A 16,874-nucleotide genomic window follows, 5' to 3' on the forward strand; every position below is an offset into this window, starting at 1 on the left:
GCACCGCGCGAGGGCCGCGCGGACCGGGACCGTCGCGTCGGTGACGCTCACGAGGCTCGCCGTCGCTCCCCACGGCCGGACGGCCTCGTCGACGCGCCGGACCAGTTCGGCGTCGTCCCCCTCCGCCAGGAGGGACGCCAGGTCCGCCAGGTCCCGGTCCGCGACGGCCGCGCGCAGCGCGCCCTCCACGGCGCCCTGCGCGCCCGAGGCCCCGCCGCCCCCCAAGACGGCGGCGGCCTCGGCGTACCGGACCGGGTCGGACGCCTGAACGAGGGCGAGCGCGCGCACTCGCACCGGGACGCCGTCCCCGGTCGTGGCCTTGAACCAGAGGTGGTGCGGGCGCGGTCCCACCGGCACGCGGACGCCGCTCTCGGCGAGCGGCAGCAGGTACCGCTGGCCGGGGCCGCGGACGCCGCGCGTCCGGCCGAACCGCCGGACGACCAGCCGCTCGGACGGCCCGACCCGCCGCAGCCCCGACACCGCGACGGCGCCCGCCACCAGCCCGGCCAGGACGAGCACCGCCATGGGAAGGCTCAGGAGGTCCGCACGCGCCCCGAGCGCGGAGGTCGCGGCGGTCGCGGAGGTCGCGGCGGTCGCTGCGAGAACGTCCACTCCCCACCTCCTGAACTGCGCCTATCCTCACCGTCGGCGACGGGACGCGGTTCCGCCATCGGGCCGGACCACCATCCCGCCGGGGCCGCGCCATGCAGACCCGCGCCGGGTGTCACGCATGGACAACACGCGCCCACATGCGATGACCTGGGCTCATGAGCAGGACACCGGCGTCCGCGCTGTACTGGCGCATCCTCGGCATCAACGGGCTGATCTTCACGGCGGGCACGGCCGCGCTGGCGGTGGCGCCCGTCACCGTGTCCTCGCTCGTGCTGCTGCGCGAGCTGCCGGTGCTGGTGATCGGGCTGGTCGTGATGATGGCGGCGAACGCGGTGCTGCTGCGCGCCAGCCTCGCGCCGCTGGCGGGGCTGACCGCGCTGATGGCGCGGCTCGACTCGCTGCGCTCCGGCGACCGCCTGGAGCAGGGCCGCAACGGCGACCTGTTCCACCTGGTCGACCAGTTCAACGCGATGCTCGACCGGCTGGAGGCGGACCGCAGCATCAGCACCGCCGTCGTCCTGGACGCGCAGGAGGCCGAGCGCCGCCGCATCGCGCAGGAGCTGCACGACGAGATCGGGCAGAGCCTCACGGTCGTGCTGCTGGAGCTGAAGTCGGTGGTGAACCGGGCCCCGGACGAGGTGGCGGACGAGCTGCGCGACGTCCAGGAGACGGTCCGGTCGAGCCTGGACGAGGTGCGCCGGGTGGCGCGGCGGCTGCGTCCCGGCGTCCTCGACGACCTGGGCCTGACCAGCGCGCTCACCGCCCTCGCCGGGGACTTCTCGGAGACCGGCGGCGGCCCCCGGGTGACCCGCCGCGTCCAGCAGGGCATCGCGGGGATCGGCAAGGACGCCGAGCTGGTGATCTACCGCATCGCGCAGGAGGGCCTGACCAACGTGTGGCGGCACTCCGGCGCCCGCAACGCCGAGCTGTCGCTCACGCAGGACGACGACGGGCAGGTCGTCCTGCGCGTCGCGGACGACGGCGAGGGCCCGCCCACCAGGGTCGGCACCGGGATCCACGGGATGCGGGAGCGGGCGATGCTGATCGGCGCGCGGCTCACCATCGGGCCCGCGGACGGCGGCGGCACCGAGGTCAAGCTGGTCGTCCCGCCCAGGGGCGTCCCACCCAGGGGCGTCCCGCCGCGAGGCGTCCCGCCGCGCCGTCCCGGCTAGGGTTCGACGAGGCCGACGCGGATGGCGTACTTGGTCAGCTCCAGCCGGTCGCGCATGCCGAGCTTGCCGAGGATGTTCGCGCGGTGCCGCTCCACGGTCTTCACGCTGATCGTGAGCGTCTCCGCGATCCGCTTGGACGAGTACCCCTCCGCGATCAGCTTGATGATCTCCTCCTCGCGCGGGGTGAGGACGCCACCGGGCGCCTCGCCGTCCCGGTCGCGGGCCAGGTACTCGCGGATCAGCGCGGTGACGGCCGCCGGGTACAGGAACGGCTCGCCGCGCATCGCGGACCGGACGGCCTCCAGCAGGTCCCGGTCGGCGACGGACTTCAGCACGTACCCGGACGCGCCCGCCTTCAGCGCCTCGAACAGGTACTGCTCGTTGTCGTACATGGACAGGATCAGCGTCCGGACGTCCGGGAACCGGCGGCCGATCTCCCGCGCGGCCTGCAGCCCGGTCATCCGCGGCATCGCGATGTCGAGGATCGCGAGGTCGACGCCGCCCGCCGCGAGCGCGTCCAGGGCCTCGGCCCCGTCGGCGGCCTCGGCGACGACGGTCAGGTCGGGCTCGGCGTCCAGGATGAGGCGCAGCCCGCGGCGCACGAGCGCGTGGTCGTCGGCCAGCAGAATCCGGGTCGCGGACTCGCGAGTGTGCACCCGTCACCTCCGGTCTCGTCCACCATCGTAGGCTCGGGTCATCGCGGGTGGCCTCCTCCACCTGCGGATACATGGTTCCGCCCCGCCGATATGGGGGCTCGCCCCGATATCGGCCCGGCCCGGCGCCGCGAAAACTGGACAGCGCGGACGTGAAAGGCGTTCGCGGAAGGACGCGGAACCGGGTGCGGCAGGGCGCGGAAAGCGGAAGCGGAAGGGGCGGGCGCATGGGTCGACTCTCTGGCGGCGCACACCGTCCCCCGCCCGCGGCGCGACGGCGGCCGTCCTGCGACGGAACGGCCCCCGGCGCCAGGAGGAGGGACCTATCAGCTCGAAGGACAAGGCTCTCCGGGAGCCGGAAGGACACTCGCATGCAGGCGCGGGACATCGCCGTACAGGTGCCGACCGTGACGCTCGGCGACTCGATCGCGCACGCGATCCAGGTGATGGCGCTCGGCCGGCTGCCCGGCCTGATCGTGGTCGACGACGCGCGGCGGCCCCGCGTCGTGCTGCCGGGGACGCAGGTGCTGCGCCTCGCGGTGCCGGTCGCCTACCAGGAGGACCCGGCGCTGACCCGCACCGTGGACGAGGCCCACGCGGACGTGTTCTGGCACGAGATACGCGACCGGACGGTCGGCGACTGCCTGGGAACGCCCACGGCCCGCCCGGTGGTCGTCAAGGCGTCCGCGACGCTGCTGGAGCTCGCCACGCTGATGGCGAGGCAGCGCAGCCCGCTCGTCGCCGTGGTGGACGACGCCGGGCTCCTCGCGGGCGCGATCACGCTCGACCGGCTGCTGTCGGCGCTGGCGCTGACCAGGCCCGACGACTGACCCCGCCGCCCGGGGGCGGGCGGTGAGCGCGACGGCGGCACTCGCCGTCTTCGTCGTCGCGTTCTTCTTCATCGCGACCGAGAAGGTCGACAAGGTCAAGGTCGTCCTGATCGCCGCCGGGGTGCTGACCGTCCTCGGGCTCACCCCCGGCGCGGACGTGTTCTTCTCCGAGCACGACGGGATCGACTGGAACGTCATCTTCCTGCTGTTCGGCATGATGATCATCGTCGGGGTGATCAAAGGGACCGGGCTGTTCGACTACCTGGCGATCTGGGCGGCGAAGCGGTCCAAGGGCAGGCCGTACCGGCTGCTGGTGATGCTGATGCTCATCACCGCCGTGGCGTCCCCGTTCCTGGACAACGTCACCACGATCATGCTGGTCGCGCCGGTGACGGTGGTGGTCTGCAACCGGCTGCGGGTGCCCGCCGCGCCGTACCTGATCGCGGAGGTGCTGGCGTCCAACATCGGCGGCGCCGCGACGCTGATCGGGGACCCGCCGAACATCATCATCGGCAGCCGTGCGGGGCTGACGTTCAACGACTTCCTCGTCCACATGACGCCCATCGTGGTGATCATCTTCGTGGCGTTCGTCCTGCTCGCGCGGGTGCTGTTCCGCAAGTCGTTCAAATACGACGAGCGGTACGCGGCCGAGGTCATGTCGCTGGACGAGCGCAAGGCGATCACCGACCCGGCGCTGCTCGTCCGGTGCCTCGCCGTCCTGGCGCTGGTCGTGGTCGGGTTCACGCTGCACTCGGTGCTGCACTTCGAACCGTCGATCGTGGCGCTGGTCGGCGCGGGCGTGATGCTGCTCGTCTCCCGGGTGGAGGTCTCCGACGTCCTGGAGGAGGTCGAGTGGCCCGTCCTCGTGTTCTTCATGGGCCTGTTCGTGATGGTGGCCGCGCTGGGCCACACGGGCGTCATCGAGAAGATCGGCACGTGGGCGGCGGACTCGGTCGGCGACGACCACTTCGCCGCGGCGACGGCGCTGCTGTTCGGCTCGGCCGTCCTCGGGGCGTTCTTCGACAACATCCCCTACGCGGCGACGATGGCGCCGATCGTGGAGGGGATGGCGGCGAACGCGCCGGACCCGACGACGGCGGAGGCCCTGTGGTGGTCGTTCGCGCTCGGCGCCGACTTCGGCGGCAACGGGACGGCCGTCGCCGCGAGCGCCAACGTGGTCGCGATCGGCATCGCCGCGAAGACGGGGCACCCGATCAGCTTCTGGCAGTTCACCCGGTACGGGATCGTCGTCACGGTGTTCAGCACCGTGCTGGCCTGGGCCTACGTGGCGTTGCGCTACTTCTGACCCGGGCGGCCGGGCACGCTTCCTAGTAGGCGTGCTCGGCCATCAGCCGCCGGGACGCCTCGGTAACGCTCCCCGACAGCGACGGGTACACCGCGAACGTGTGCGCCACCTGGTCGACGGTGAGGTGCTGCTGGACGGCCATCGACAGCCCGAGGATCAGCTCGCTCGCCCGCGGCGCCACGATCACGCCGCCGAGCACGATCCCCGTGGACGGACGGCAGAACACCTTCACGAAGCCGTCCTCGAAGCCCTGCATCTTGGCGCGGGCGTTGGTGAACAGCGGCAGCATGACCGTCCGGGCGTTGACGTCGCCGGAGTCGACCATGTGCTGCGTCACGCCGACCGACGCCACCTCGGGGTCGGTGAAGATGTTGGACGCGACCCACCCGAGCTTGAGCGGCTGCACCGCCTCGCCGAGCGCGTGCCACATCGCGATGCGCCCCTGCATCCCGGCGACGGACGCCAGCATCAGCACGCCCGTGCAGTCGCCGGACGCGTAGATGTGCGGGACGGACGTCCGCGACACCTTGTCGACCTCGATGAACCCGCGCGGGTCGAGCCGGACGCCCGCCTCCTCCAGGCCGATCCCCGAGGTGTTCGGGACCATCCCGACCGTCATCAGGCAGTGCGTGCCCTCGATCTTCGTGCCGTCCTCCAGCGTGACGATCACGCCGCCGCCGGACCGCTCGACCGCGGCGGCCCGCGACCGCGACATGACCTTCATGCCGCGCCGCAGGAACACCTCTTGCAGGACGGCGGCGGCGTCGGCGTCCTCGGTCGGGAGGATCCGGTCGCGCGAGGACACCAGCGTCACCCGCGACCCGAGCGACAGGTAGGCCCCGGCGAACTCCGCGCCGGTGACGCCGGAGCCGACCACGATCAGCTCCTCGGGCAGGTCGGGCAGGTCGTAGAGCTGGCGCCAGTTCAGGATGCGCTCGCCGTCCGGCTCCGCGCCGGGCAGGACGCGCGGCGTCGCGCCGGTCGCGACGAGCACGATGTCGGCCTCAAGGCGCCGCCCGCCGACCTCCACGACGTGCGGCTCGACCAGCCGTCCCGCCCCGCGGACGATCTTCACGTCCTCGTAGGCGAGGCGTTCGGCGACGTCGAACGACTGGGCGCGGGCGAGGTCCTTCACCCGCTTGTTGACCGTCGCCATGTCGGCTTCGAGGGCGCCGACGATGCCGTCCGGGCCGCCGTTGAACCTCAGCCCGAGGCCCGCGGACTCCGACATGACCGAGATCCGGGTCGAGGTGGCGATGAGCGTCTTGGAGGGGACGCAGTCGGTGAGCACGCACGCGCCGCCCGGACCGTCCTGTTCGACGACGGTCACGTCGGCGCCGAGCTGCGCCGCGACGAGCGCGGCCTCGTAGCCGCCCGGGCCTCCTCCGATGATCACGATTCGGGTCACATCTTCCATTGTTTCCTACAGGCGGCGGTGAAAAGTCCGGCGGCCCCCGCGCCCCTCCGATCTGGGCAGTAGCCTTGGGCGGCGTGGCACTGTACGCGGCGTACGCCTCCAACATGGACCCGGACCAGATGGCGATCCGGGCTCCGCACTCGCCCATGCGCGGCACCGGCTGGCTGGCCGGGTGGCGGCTGACCTTCGGGGGGCAGGACAAGAGCTGGGACGGCGCGCTCGCGACCGTCGTCGAGGACGACTCCGAGCAGGTCTTCGTCGTCTACTACGACGTCCCCGCCTGGGACGAGAAGGAGCTCGACGCCTGGGAGGGGGCCGCGCTCGGCGTCTACCACAAGGTCAGGGTCCGGGTGCAGACGCTGGACGGCGACGTCCTGTGCTGGATGTACGTCCTGGACGACTACGAGGGCGGCCTGCCGTCCGCGCGCTACCTCGGCATCCTCGCCGACGCCGCCGAGAAGGCGGGCGCCCCCGACGACTACGTCAAGGGCCTGCGCACGCGTCCTTGCAAATCACTGGGCGACTAATGTCGGGTCTGTGAGCAAAGACGCTTTCGCACTGGCGCGGGAGGCCGCGGACGAGCTGCGTAGCCGCACGTCGGTCGACTCATTCGACGTCGCTTTGGTGATGGGTTCGGGCTGGGTTCCGGCCGCGGACGCGCTCGGTTCCCCGGCCGCCGAGCTGGCCTTCGCCGAGCTGCCCGGGTTCGCGCCGCCCGCCGTCGAGGGGCATGCCGGGCGTGTCCGTGTCTTGGAGGTATCCGGCCGCCGCGCTCTGGTCTTCCTCGGCCGGACGCACCTGTACGAGGGGCGCGGCGTGGACGCGGTCGCGCACCCCGTCCGGACGGCGCTGGCCGCCGGGGTCACGACGGTGGTGCTGACGAACGCGGCGGGCGGGCTGCGGCCCGAGCACCAGAAGGTCGGGGAGCCGGTGCTGATCGCCGACCACCTGAACCTGTCGGGGGCCAACCCGCTGTCCGGGGCGTCGTTCCTGGATCTGACCGAGGCCTACTCCGGACGGCTCCGCGCGCTCGCCAGGGAGGTCGACCCGACGCTGTCGGAAGGGGTGTATGCGGCGTTGCGCGGGCCGTCGTATGAGACGCCTGCCGAGATCAGGATGCTGCGCACGCTGGGTGCGGACATGGTCGGCATGTCGACCGTGCTGGAGACGATCGCGGCGCGGCGCGGCGGCGCCGACGTCCTGGGCGTGTCGCTGGTCACCAACATCGCGGCGGGCCTGGCGGGCGAGCCGCTCGACCACCAGGAGGTCCTGGCGGCGGGACGTGCGTCGGCCGGGCGGATGGGGGCCCTGCTGGCGACCGTGCTGGGGAAGCTGTGAGCGACCTGCGGGCGCGGGCCGGGGACTGGCTCGCGCAGGACCCCGACCCCGGCACCCGCGCCGAGCTGCGGGCCATTCTGGAGGCGGGCGACGATGGCGCGCTCGCCGACCGGTTCGGCGCGCGGCTGGAGTTCGGGACGGCGGGGCTGCGCGGCGAGCTGGGCGCTGGTCCGAATCGGATGAACCGGGTCACGGTGATGCGTGCGGCGGCGGGCCTGGCCGCCTGCCTGCCCCCCGGCGGCCGGGTGATCGTCGGGTTCGACGCGCGGCACGGCTCGCGCCGGTTCGCCGCCGACACGGCGGCCGTGCTCAGCGGGGCCGGGCTGCGTCCCGAGGTGTTCGCCGAGCCGGTGCCGACGCCCGTCCTGGCGCACTTCACGAAGAGCTTCGATGACGTGGTGGCGGGGGTGATGGTGACGGCCAGTCACAACCCGCCCCGCGACAACGGCTACAAGGTGTACTGGGCGGACGGGGCGCAGATTGTCCCGCCGACGGACGCGGAGATCTCCGCCGCCATCGACGCGGTCGGACGCGTCGACGAGCTGCCGCTGGGCGAAGGCTGGCCCGTCCACGACACCACCACCCTCTACCTGGACGCGGTGTCGTCCCTGCGCCTCGGCTTCACCGGTGACAGCGACCTGTCCATCGTCTACACCCCGCTGCACGGGGTGGGGCGCGACGTCCTGCTCGCCGCGTTCGACCAGGCCGGGTTCCCGGCCCCGATCGTCGTGCCCGAACAGGCCGAACCCGACCCCGACTTCCCGACCGTCGCGTTCCCGAACCCGGAGGAGCCCGGCGCGCTCGACCTCGCGCTGGCGCTGGCCCGCGAGCGCGGCGCGGACCTGGTGATCGCCAACGACCCAGACGCCGACCGCTGCGCCATCGCCATCCCCGACAAGGGCGGCTGGCGGACACTGACCGGCGACGAACTCGGCGGCCTGCTCGCCGAACACATCCTCCGCCACACCACCGGCGACGACCGCCTCCTCGTCACAACGATCGTGTCGTCCTCGCTGCTACGCGCCATCGCCGCCGCGCACGGCGTCCGATACGCCGAGACACTCACCGGCTTCAAATGGATCAAGCGCGCCGCCCGGCCCTTCGACCGGATGGTGTTCGGATACGAAGAAGCACTCGGCTACAGCGTGGGCGACGACCGAGGCGTCCTGGTCAACGACAAAGACGGCATCAGCGCCGCACTCGCCATCACCGCACTCGCCACCCAGGCCCACCGCGACGGCCGCACCCTGCCCGACCTCCTGGACGACCAAGCCCGCCAATACGGCCTACACGCCACCACACAGGTCTCCATCCGGGCCCAGGACCCGTCGATGATCACGGCGGCGATGACCCGGCTACGCGCCAATCCCCCGACCCGGCTCGGCGGGCGCGCCGTCGAGTCGCTCGACGACCTCGCCCACGGCTCGAACGGCCTACCACCCACCAACGGGCTCAGGTTCCACCTGGCCAGAGGCGCCCGGGTCGTCATCCGCCCCTCCGGAACCGAACCCAAACTCAAGTGCTACCTGGAAGTCGTCCACCCCGCCGGGAACGACGTCACGGCGGCCCGCGCGCACGCGAAAACCGACCTGGACGCCCTCCGCGCCGACGTCTCCGCCGCCCTCACCTGACGCTCGACACGACCACGACGACGATCAGCGCCACCGCCGGGACGGCCAGGGACGCCAGCGCCGGGACCGACCAGGTGACCGTTCCGTGGGCGTCCCCGGCCTCGGCCTCGGCGGCCGCCGCCTTGTCGGGCGCGCCCGAGCGGGTCTTCGGCCGCAGCCGGTCGCGCATCTCGTTGAGCTGCTGCGCCGCGTACCGGGTCGGGGTCCGGCCGCGCAGGTCGGCGCCGTGGCGCTGGCCGCCGGTCTGCTCCCTGCGGGCCCGCGCGTCCGCCTTCGCCTGGGCGCGCGGCGACGTCTGGTGCACCCAGGCGCGGGACGCGGTCTCCGTCCCGTCGGCGCCGGTGTAGCTCACGGTCAGCACGTGGCCGCCCTCGATCCGGCGGACCGCCGCCCACGGCACGCGGACGTCCCGCAGCGGGTTGCGGAGCACGATCCCGTCGTCGTCCCCGATGATCGCCGGACGCAGCCCGACCGTGTACGCGACGCCGCAGCCGAGCAGCAGCACGGCGCCGAGGCCGACCGTGTTCGCGGAGAACTTGGCGTCGCCGGTGACGCCGAACACGATGTCGACGAGGTTGAGCACGGCGAACACCAGCCACGCGTACGCCGCGACGCGCCCGCCGGTGGAACGAATGGTCATGGCACGATCATGCCAGGGGCCTGGCGCCGCTCCACTTGAGCTGCGCGAAACCGGGCTTTATCACCCCGTTGATCAGTTCGAGCCGCTCGTTGAACGGCGCGAACGCCGACTTCATCGCGTTGACGGTGAACCACTGGAGGTCGTCCCAGCCGTAGCCGAACGCGTCGATCAGCTTCGCGAACTCCCGTGACAGGGACGTGCCGCTCATCAGCCGGTTGTCGGTGTTCACGGTGACGCGGAAGCTCAGCCGCCGCAGCAGCCCGATCGGATGCTCCGCGATCGACTTCGCCGCGCCCGTCTGGATGTTGGACGTCGGGCACATCTCCAGCGGGATCCGCTTGTCCCGCACGTAGTCGGCGAGCCGTCCGAGCCGCGCCTCGCCGCCCGTGACGTCGATGTCGTCGATGATCCGGACGCCGTGCCCGAGCCGGTCGGCGCCGCACCACTGGATCGCCTGCCAGATCGACGGCAGCCCGAACCCCTCGCCCGCGTGGATGGTGAAGTGCGCGTTCTCCCGCTGGAGGTACTCGAAGGCGTCCAGGTGGCGGGTGGGCGGGTACCCGGCCTCGGCGCCCGCGATGTCGAAGCCGACGACGCCCGCGTCCCGGTACCGGACGGCCAGCTCCGCGATCTCCCTCGACCGCGCTTGGTGCCGCATGGCGGTGACGAGCGTCCCGACGCGGATGCCCAGGTCGCGGCGGGCGCGGGCGAAGCCGTCCAGGACGGCCTCGACGACCTGCTCCAGCGTCAGCCCCGCCCGCAGGTGCTGCTCGGGCGCGAACCGGACCTCGGCGTAGACGATCCCGTCCGCCGCGAGGTCCTGCCCGCACTCGTACGCCACGCGCGCCAGCGCCTCGGCGGACTGCATCACCCCGACCGTGTGGGTGAACGTCTCCAGGTAGCGTTCCAGCGACCCGGAGTTGGACGCGTCCTCGAACCACGCGCGCAGGCCGTCGGGGTCCGTGGTCGGGAGGTCCGGGTAGCCGGACTCGCGCGCCAGGTCGATGACGGTCTCGGGCCGCACCCCGCCGTCGAGGTGGTCGTGCAGGAGCACCTTCGGGGCGCGCCGGACGTCGTCGAGGGTCGGCCGAACGTTCATCCCCCGAATCTACCTCCGCCGCCGGCACCGCGACCGGCGCCGCGACCGGCTCAGTCCTTGCGGGCTAGCCCGGCGTAGTAGTAGGTGCCGCGCGGGTCGTCCGGGGGTGTGTCGGGACGCCAGGCCGCCAGCGGCACGACGCCCGGCTCCAGCAGCGTCGCCCCGCCGAACAGCGCCTCGAACCCCGCCCGGTCGCGGCACACGAGCGTGATCCCGGCCGCGCGCGCGGCCCGCACCGCCGCCTCGACGGCGGGCGGGTCGAAGTCACCGGTCGGGTGGGAGACGGCGATGAGGCTGCCGGGCGCGAGCGCGTCCGCCAGCCGCGCCACCCACCGCTCGGGACGCTGCTCGTCGGTGAAGTACATCAGCACCGCGACCAGCGTCAGCGCGACCGGCTCGGCCAGGTCGAGGGTCTGTTCGAGCAGCGGGTCGGCGAGGATCGAGTCCGGGTCGGTGAGGTCGGCGTGGACGTAGGCGGTGGCGCCCGCCGGGTCGCTGGTCATCAGCGCGCGGGCGTGCGCCAGCACGAGCGGGTCGTTGTCGACGTACACGACCCGCGAGGACGGGACGAGCGACTGCGCCACCTCGTGCAGGTTCGGCGACGTCGGGATGCCCGTCCCGATGTCGAGGAACTGCGTGACGCCCTCGGCGACGACGTGCCGGACGAGGCGGTGCATGAACGCCCGGTTGGCGCGCGCCATCAGCGGCAGCCGCGGGATCGCCTCGGTCATGGCGTCCCCGAGGTCGCGGTCGGCGGCGTAGTTGTCCTTGCCGCCGAGCCAGTAGTCGTACACCCGGGCCTCGTGGGCGACGGAGGTGTTCAGTCCCAGTGAGCCCGCCATCGCCCAACCTCGCCATCGCCTCGGACGCCGTGCCATCCGGTTCCGGTCGGCACGATCATCCCACCATCATTAGCCCGATACACACCTTTCGCCCGTTCCGCCCCGTCCGTCCCACCCGGGGGTCGCCCCGCCCCCGCCGGGTCAGTCCTTGCCGCCGAGGCCCGCGTAGTAGTAGACCTCGCGCGGGTCGGCCGGAGGCGTGTCGGGGCGCCAGGCCGCGAGCGGCACCGCGCCCGGGTCGAGCAGCGTCGCCGCACCGAACAGGGCGGCGAACTCCTCCCGCGTCCGGGAGACGAGCGGGATGCCCGCCGCGTTGGCCGCCGCGTTCGCGGCGGCGACCGCCTCCGGGTCGAAGTCGGCGGTCGGGTGCGAGATCGCCAGCCTGCTCCCGGCCGGGAGCGCGTCGAACAGCGTCGCGACCCACCGCTCCGGCGCCAGCTCGGGCGGGAAGTACATGAGCAGCGCGACGACCATCAGCGCGACCGGCCGGGTCAGGTCGAGCGTCCCGGCGAGCAGCGGGTCCGCGAGGATCGACTCCGGCTCGGTCAGGTCGCCGTGGACGTAGCCCACGCCCGGCACGTCCGCGAGCATCGCGCGGGCCTGCTCCGCGACGAGCGGGTCGTTGTCGACGTAGACGACCCGGACGGACGGGTCGATCCCCTGCGCGATCTCGTGCAGGTTCGGCGACGTCGGGATGCCGCTGCCGATGTCGAGGAACTGCGTGACGCCCGACTCCACCAGGTGCCGCGTCACCCGCTCCATGAACGACCGGTTCGCCCGCGCCATCGACGGGAGGGCCGGGATGGCCCGGATCATCGCGTCCCCGAGCTCCCGGTCGGCGGGGAAGTTGTCCGTCCCGCCGAGCCAGTAGTCGTACACCCGGGCGGGGTGCGCGACGGAGGTGTCGAAGTCCGGGGAGGGTGCCATGCGCGGGCCCTTTCGCGAAGCGTTTTCAAGATCGGTCGCGCCCGATCCTCGCACCCGCCGCGGCGCGGCGGAACGTTCCCGCCGGGTCCGGCCATCCCGGCCCCCGGGTCAGCGGCTCAGCCGCTGGTAGCGCCGGACGGCCAGCGGCAGGAACACCGCCGTGATCGCGATCGGCCAGACCACCGACATCAGCAGGGCGTGCTGCTCGACCCAGGTGCCGCCGACCGCCGCCGGGTTCCCGAACAACCCGCGGGACGCCGTCACCGTCGAGGACACCGGGTTCCACCGCGCCACCGCGCCGAGCCAGTCCGGCATGAGGGACGGCGCCACGAACGCGCTGGAGATCATCGCGAACGGGAACGCGACCGCGAACAGGCTCCCGGCCGCCTCCTCGTTCGGCACCAGCAGGCCGAGCAGCACGCCGATCCAGATGAGCGCGAAGCGCAGCAGCAGGAGCAGGCCGAACGCGGCGAGCGTGTCGAGCACCCCGCCGCTGGACCGCCAGCCGACCGCGAGCGCGGTCAGCGCCAGCACGACCAGGTCGAGGCTCGCGCCGATCAGGTCGCCGACGCCGCGCCCGGTGACGACGGCGGACGGCGACATCGGCATCGACCGGAACCTGTCGGTGACCCCGCGCGCGCTGTCGTAGACGACCACGTACGCGGTGTTCATGAACCCCATCGCCATGGTCATCCCGAACATGCCCGGCATGAGGAACTCGCGGTAGTCGCCGCCGCCCGGCACCGACATCGCGCTGCCGAACACGTACCCGAACAGCAGCACGGACACGATCGGAAAGCCGAGCTGCCAGGCGAGGTTGGACGGTTGCCGGACATAGTGCGTCAGGCCGCGCAGGACGATCGTCCAGCAGTCGGCGGCGGCCCAGTAGAGCCGCGCGGCCGCGCCCTCCTCCGCCCTGGTCTGCGTCGTCACGCGCGCACCTCTTCCTTCTCCTCGTCGGTCTTGTGGCCGGTGAGCTGGAGAAACACCTCGTCCAGGGTGGGGCGGCGGAGCCCGATGTCCTCCACGTCGACGCCGTCGTCCTGGAGCGTGCGGGCGACCTCGGTCAGCGCGGCGACCCGGTCGGCGACCGGCGCGTGGACGCGTCCCGCCGCCTCCTCGACCCGGGGCTCGGCGGACGCGACCCGCGCGACGACGGCCGCCGTCGCGGGCAGGCTCGCCGGGTCGCGCACCACGACCTCGATCCGGTCGCCGCCGATGAGCCGCTTCAGCGACTCGGGCGGGCCGTCCGCGATGACCCGGCCCTTGTCGAGGACGGCGATCCGCCCGGCGAGCTGGTCGGCCTCGTCCAGGTACTGCGTCGTCAGCAGGACGGTCGTGCCCTGCGCGACGAGGGAGCGGACGGCGTCCCACACCTCGTTCCGGCCGCGCGGGTCGAGGCCGGTGGTCGGCTCGTCCAGGAACAGGACGTCCGGCGCGAGGATCATGCTGGCCGCGAGGTCGAGCCGCCGCCGCATCCCGCCGCTGTACTCCTTGATCCCCTTGTCGGCGGCCTCCACCAGGTCGAACCGCTCCAGCAGCTCCTCGGCGCGGGCCGCCGCGCGGCGCTTGCCGAGGTGGAACAGGCGGCCGAACATGCGCAGGTTCTGCCGTCCGGTGAGGACCTCGTCGAGCGCGGCGTGCTGCCCGGCGAGGCCGATCCGCCGCCGGACCTCGCGCGGCCGCGCGGCGACGTCGATCCCGGCGACCTCGGCGCGGCCGCCGTCCAGCCGGACGAGCGTGCTCAGGATCCGGACGGCCGTCGTCTTCCCCGCGCCGTTGGGCCCGAGCAGGCCGTAGACCATGCCCGCGGGCACGGCGAGGTCGAAGCCGTCGAGGGCGTGTTTCGTCCCGTAGTTCTTGCGGACCCCCGTGGCGAGGATCGCGTTGTCCGGCATGGCCGCCTCCATTTCGGGTATGCCATACGCAAATTAGCGTACACCATACCCGAAGTGCGGTCGGCGGCCCGCCGGGACGGGGTTGTAGCGTCGAGTCAGGCGCGTCCCGCTGGGGAGCGCACGGGAACGGCAGGACGGACGATGACCACGGAGAACGGCGCGGACCGCGACCTCGGACGGAGCCTCAAGCTGCTGTGGGGCGACCGGGCCCGCCCGCCGCGCGGCCGCCCGCCCGGCCTCACCCTCGACCGGATCGTCGCCGCCGCCGTCGAGGTCGCCGACGAGCTGGCCGCCAAGGAGGGGCTCGACGCGCTGTCCATGCGGTGCATCGCCACGCACCTCGGCGTCGGGACGATGACGCTGTACCGCTACGTCCCCGGCAAGAGCGAGCTGCTCGACCTCATGCTCGACCACGTCAGCGACGTCGCCGAGCCGCTCGCGGAGGGGGCGTCGGGCTGGCGCGAGATCCTCGCCGCCGGGGCCCGCCGCCACTGGCGGCTCTGCCTCGACCACCCCTGGTACCCGTTCGTCGACCAGAGCCGCCCGCTGCTCGGCCCGAACGGGCTGCGCGGCCTGGACCGGCTCCTCGCCCGGCTACGTCCGAGCGGCGTCCCGGACCGGACGCTGATGATGATGATCAGCGCGCAGAACGACTACGTGGAGGGCGTCGCGCGCCGCTACATCAACGAGCGCCGCGCGGAGGCGCGCACGGGCGTCAGCAACGAGGAGTTCTGGCGCGCCCAGGAGCCGACCCTGGTGGACGCCCTGAACAGCGGCGCGTTCCCCACCATGGCCGACCTCCCCATGGACACCTTCGACTTCTCCTACGAAGACCTCTTCGAGTTCGGCCTTGAGCGCCTCCACGACGGCTTCGCGTCCCACCTGAGCGCGTCCCACCTGGGCAGGGAGCCCTAGGCGGGGACGGGGAACGCGACGGGGCTGCGGTGCCCGTCCCGGTCGACGGCGCGGACGCCGAAGAACACGTTGTCCTTCGACAGGTCGATCGTGACGCCGGTGACGTCCCCGACGGGGATGACGTGCGTCCAGTCGGGGCTGGTGGTCTCCCGCCAGACGACCTCGTAACCGGCGAGGTCGGGTTCGGGGCCCCGGTCCCAGGCGAGGTCGGTGTCGTTGGTGAGCCGCGCGGTCAGGACGCGGACGTTCTTCGGCGTCCCCGGCGCCTGGGCCAGCGACCACAGCGCGGCGGCGTTCACCTTCGCGACCCGCGCGACGAAGTCGAAGTCGCAGAACTCGGGCAGGTCGCCGTACCGCTTGCCGTTCTCGACGCGGACGTCCTGGTGCTGGTGGTCGAAGTTCTCGTTCGGCTCGGTGAAGCGGGCGGCCGGGTAGTCCTGCTCCAGGTAGCCGATGTGGTCGCCGCCGCGCAGGTAGCGGTCGCGGCGGTAGATCGTCCGGACGTTCATGCCGGTGACGCGCGGCCCGGCGACCGACGCGACGAACCGCGCGAGCTGCCGGGCGGGCGAGTCGTTCTCGCCGCCGACCGAGCGCCGCGTCTCGCCCTGCCGCGGCGTCTCGGCGGTCGGGACGCCCTCCGCGAACAGCCGCAGCGAGCGCGGGTCGCGGGTGCCGTCGTCGGCCGTGCTGCTGCCGACGATGTCGTTGGTGAACATGGCCTGCACGTCGGCCTTCGCGGCCCGGTACAGCTTCGCCTGGTGCCGCGAGCCGTAGAGGCCCTGTTCCTCCCCCGCGACCGCCGTGAACACGATGGTCGCCTTCGGACGGCGCTTCGCCATCACCCGCGCCAGCTCCATCACGACCGCCACGCCGGACGCGTCGTCGTTCGCCCCGGGCGCGAACGAGGTGGCGTCCATGACGTCGGTCACGCGCGAGTCGTAGTGCCCGGACACCACGTAGATCCGGTCCGGGGACGCCGACCCGCGCAGCGTCGCGACCACGTTCGTGATGCGCGTCGGGACGGGAATGCGCGTCGCGGGCTCCTGGACGTACGACTGGAGCTCGGCCTTCATCCGTCCGCCGGACGCCTCGGCGTAGCGGTTCATCTCGCCGAGGATCCAGTCGCGGGCCGCGCCGATGCCGCGCTCCGGATCGTCCTGGACGGACAGCGTGTGCCGCGTGCCGAACCCGACCAGCGTCCGGACGGTCGCCTCGACGCGGTCCGGGTCGATCTCGCGCAGCAGGGCGCGCAGCCCGGCGTCCGGCGGCTGGTCGGCGGCGGGCCTGCCGGGGCCGTCCGGCCAGCTCGGGCCGGGTCCGGCGGCGGCGGACGCGGGGGCGGACGCGGGGGCGGCGGCGGTCAGCGCGGCGCCGGTCCCGGCCGCCGCCGCGGTGACGGCGGTCGCCGCCGCCGACAGGGACAGGAACGATCTCCGGCTGGCTCCGGCGGCGGTGGGCTCGGCGGGCTCGGCGGGGGATGTGTTGGAGGTCACAAATTGATCCTTCTCGCAATCACCGCCGTGTCCAGGACGAGAGGCGACAGCGATGGGGGGTCGCCGGTGTCGAGAATTGCGCGCGGCCGATAGGTTCGGGC

At 72.9% G+C, this 16,874-nt stretch carries 16 protein-coding genes and 1 pseudogene; 7 read left to right on the forward strand and 10 right to left on the reverse strand.

Annotation, left to right across the window (positions count from 1 at the left end; translation table 11 throughout):
* Positions 1-36: 36 nt before the first annotated feature.
* Positions 37-525: pseudogene (locus ACH01S_RS45785) on the reverse strand (SPFH domain-containing protein); the annotation flags it as partial.
* 242 nt (positions 526-767) lie between these two features.
* On the opposite strand from ACH01S_RS45785, the gene ACH01S_RS10625 reads away from it, so the two are divergent.
* On the forward strand, positions 768-1,784 hold the full coding sequence (locus tag ACH01S_RS10625) for a sensor histidine kinase (RefSeq protein ID WP_067888698.1): 1,017 nt from the start codon (positions 768-770) through the stop codon (positions 1,782-1,784).
* Here ACH01S_RS10625 and ACH01S_RS10630 read toward each other — a convergent pair.
* A complete protein-coding gene (locus tag ACH01S_RS10630; RefSeq protein WP_067888701.1) occupies positions 1,781-2,440 on the reverse strand; it encodes a response regulator in 660 nt (219 codons plus the stop codon). The two genes, ACH01S_RS10625 and ACH01S_RS10630, sit on opposite strands and share 4 nt — an antisense overlap.
* Before the next feature lie 368 nt (positions 2,441-2,808).
* Here ACH01S_RS10630 and ACH01S_RS10635 point away from each other — a divergent pair, with 368 nt between their 5' ends.
* Positions 2,809-3,267 (forward strand): CBS domain-containing protein, encoded by a 459-nt coding sequence (locus ACH01S_RS10635; RefSeq protein ID WP_067888704.1) that lies wholly within the window; start codon positions 2,809-2,811, stop codon positions 3,265-3,267.
* Between the two features lie 22 nt (positions 3,268-3,289).
* Complete coding sequence (locus tag ACH01S_RS10640; RefSeq protein WP_067888707.1) at positions 3,290-4,573, forward strand: ArsB/NhaD family transporter; 1,284 nt, start codon at positions 3,290-3,292, stop codon at positions 4,571-4,573.
* 22 nt (positions 4,574-4,595) lie between these two features.
* On the opposite strand, the gene ACH01S_RS10645 is transcribed toward ACH01S_RS10640, so the two are convergent.
* A complete protein-coding gene (locus ACH01S_RS10645) occupies positions 4,596-5,981 on the reverse strand; it encodes an NAD(P)H-quinone dehydrogenase (RefSeq protein ID WP_067888710.1) in 1,386 nt (461 codons plus the stop codon).
* Between the two features lie 83 nt (positions 5,982-6,064).
* Between ACH01S_RS10645 and ACH01S_RS10650 the strand changes: the two genes are divergently transcribed.
* Genes ACH01S_RS10650 through ACH01S_RS10660 form a run of 3 tightly spaced genes read left to right on the forward strand, consistent with a single transcriptional unit; the run spans position 6,065 to position 8,959 of the window.
* The gene (locus ACH01S_RS10650; RefSeq protein ID WP_067889720.1) at positions 6,065-6,517 is read left to right on the forward strand and encodes a gamma-glutamylcyclotransferase family protein; all 453 of its coding nucleotides are present in this window, start codon (positions 6,065-6,067) and stop codon (positions 6,515-6,517) included.
* A gap of 10 nt (positions 6,518-6,527) precedes the next feature.
* On the forward strand, positions 6,528-7,328 hold the full coding sequence (locus tag ACH01S_RS10655) for a purine-nucleoside phosphorylase (RefSeq protein WP_067888713.1): 801 nt from the start codon (positions 6,528-6,530) through the stop codon (positions 7,326-7,328).
* Positions 7,325-8,959, forward strand: a complete 1,635-nt coding sequence (locus ACH01S_RS10660) for a phospho-sugar mutase (RefSeq protein WP_067888716.1) — start codon at positions 7,325-7,327, stop codon at positions 8,957-8,959. Before ACH01S_RS10655 ends, ACH01S_RS10660 begins: the two co-directional genes overlap by 4 nt.
* Here the strand turns inward: ACH01S_RS10660 and ACH01S_RS10665 are convergent.
* From ACH01S_RS10665 to ACH01S_RS10690, 6 genes are all read right to left on the reverse strand, one after another.
* The gene (locus ACH01S_RS10665) at positions 8,952-9,599 is read right to left on the reverse strand and encodes a PH domain-containing protein (RefSeq protein ID WP_067888719.1); all 648 of its coding nucleotides are present in this window, start codon (positions 9,597-9,599) and stop codon (positions 8,952-8,954) included. The two genes, ACH01S_RS10660 and ACH01S_RS10665, sit on opposite strands and share 8 nt — an antisense overlap.
* Positions 9,600-9,606: 7 nt before the next feature.
* Positions 9,607-10,698: an adenosine deaminase gene (locus ACH01S_RS10670; protein WP_067888723.1), complete on the reverse strand. Its 1,092-nt coding sequence runs from the start codon at positions 10,696-10,698 to the stop codon at positions 9,607-9,609.
* A gap of 50 nt (positions 10,699-10,748) precedes the next feature.
* A complete protein-coding gene (locus tag ACH01S_RS10675; RefSeq protein ID WP_067888726.1) occupies positions 10,749-11,540 on the reverse strand; it encodes an SAM-dependent methyltransferase in 792 nt (263 codons plus the stop codon).
* Between the two features lie 141 nt (positions 11,541-11,681).
* Positions 11,682-12,467, reverse strand: a complete 786-nt coding sequence (locus ACH01S_RS10680) for an SAM-dependent methyltransferase (RefSeq protein WP_067888729.1) — start codon at positions 12,465-12,467, stop codon at positions 11,682-11,684.
* A 108-nt stretch (positions 12,468-12,575) separates the two neighbouring features.
* The gene (locus ACH01S_RS10685) at positions 12,576-13,400 is read right to left on the reverse strand and encodes an ABC transporter permease (RefSeq protein WP_067888731.1); all 825 of its coding nucleotides are present in this window, start codon (positions 13,398-13,400) and stop codon (positions 12,576-12,578) included.
* Positions 13,397-14,365, reverse strand: a complete 969-nt coding sequence (locus tag ACH01S_RS10690; RefSeq protein ID WP_067888734.1) for an ATP-binding cassette domain-containing protein — start codon at positions 14,363-14,365, stop codon at positions 13,397-13,399. Before ACH01S_RS10690 ends, ACH01S_RS10685 begins: the two co-directional genes overlap by 4 nt.
* A gap of 141 nt (positions 14,366-14,506) precedes the next feature.
* Here ACH01S_RS10690 and ACH01S_RS10695 point away from each other — a divergent pair, with 141 nt between their 5' ends.
* Positions 14,507-15,280: a TetR/AcrR family transcriptional regulator gene (locus ACH01S_RS10695; RefSeq protein ID WP_067888737.1), complete on the forward strand. Its 774-nt coding sequence runs from the start codon at positions 14,507-14,509 to the stop codon at positions 15,278-15,280.
* On the opposite strand, the gene ACH01S_RS10700 is transcribed toward ACH01S_RS10695, so the two are convergent.
* Positions 15,277-16,773: a M20/M25/M40 family metallo-hydrolase gene (locus ACH01S_RS10700; RefSeq protein ID WP_218010219.1), complete on the reverse strand. Its 1,497-nt coding sequence runs from the start codon at positions 16,771-16,773 to the stop codon at positions 15,277-15,279. The two genes, ACH01S_RS10695 and ACH01S_RS10700, sit on opposite strands and share 4 nt — an antisense overlap.
* Between the last annotated feature and the right edge of the window lie 101 nt (positions 16,774-16,874).

It is taken from the genome of Actinomadura chibensis NBRC 106107, assembly GCF_001552135.1.
Taxonomy (GTDB): Bacteria; Actinomycetota; Actinomycetes; order Streptosporangiales; family Streptosporangiaceae; genus Spirillospora; species Spirillospora chibensis.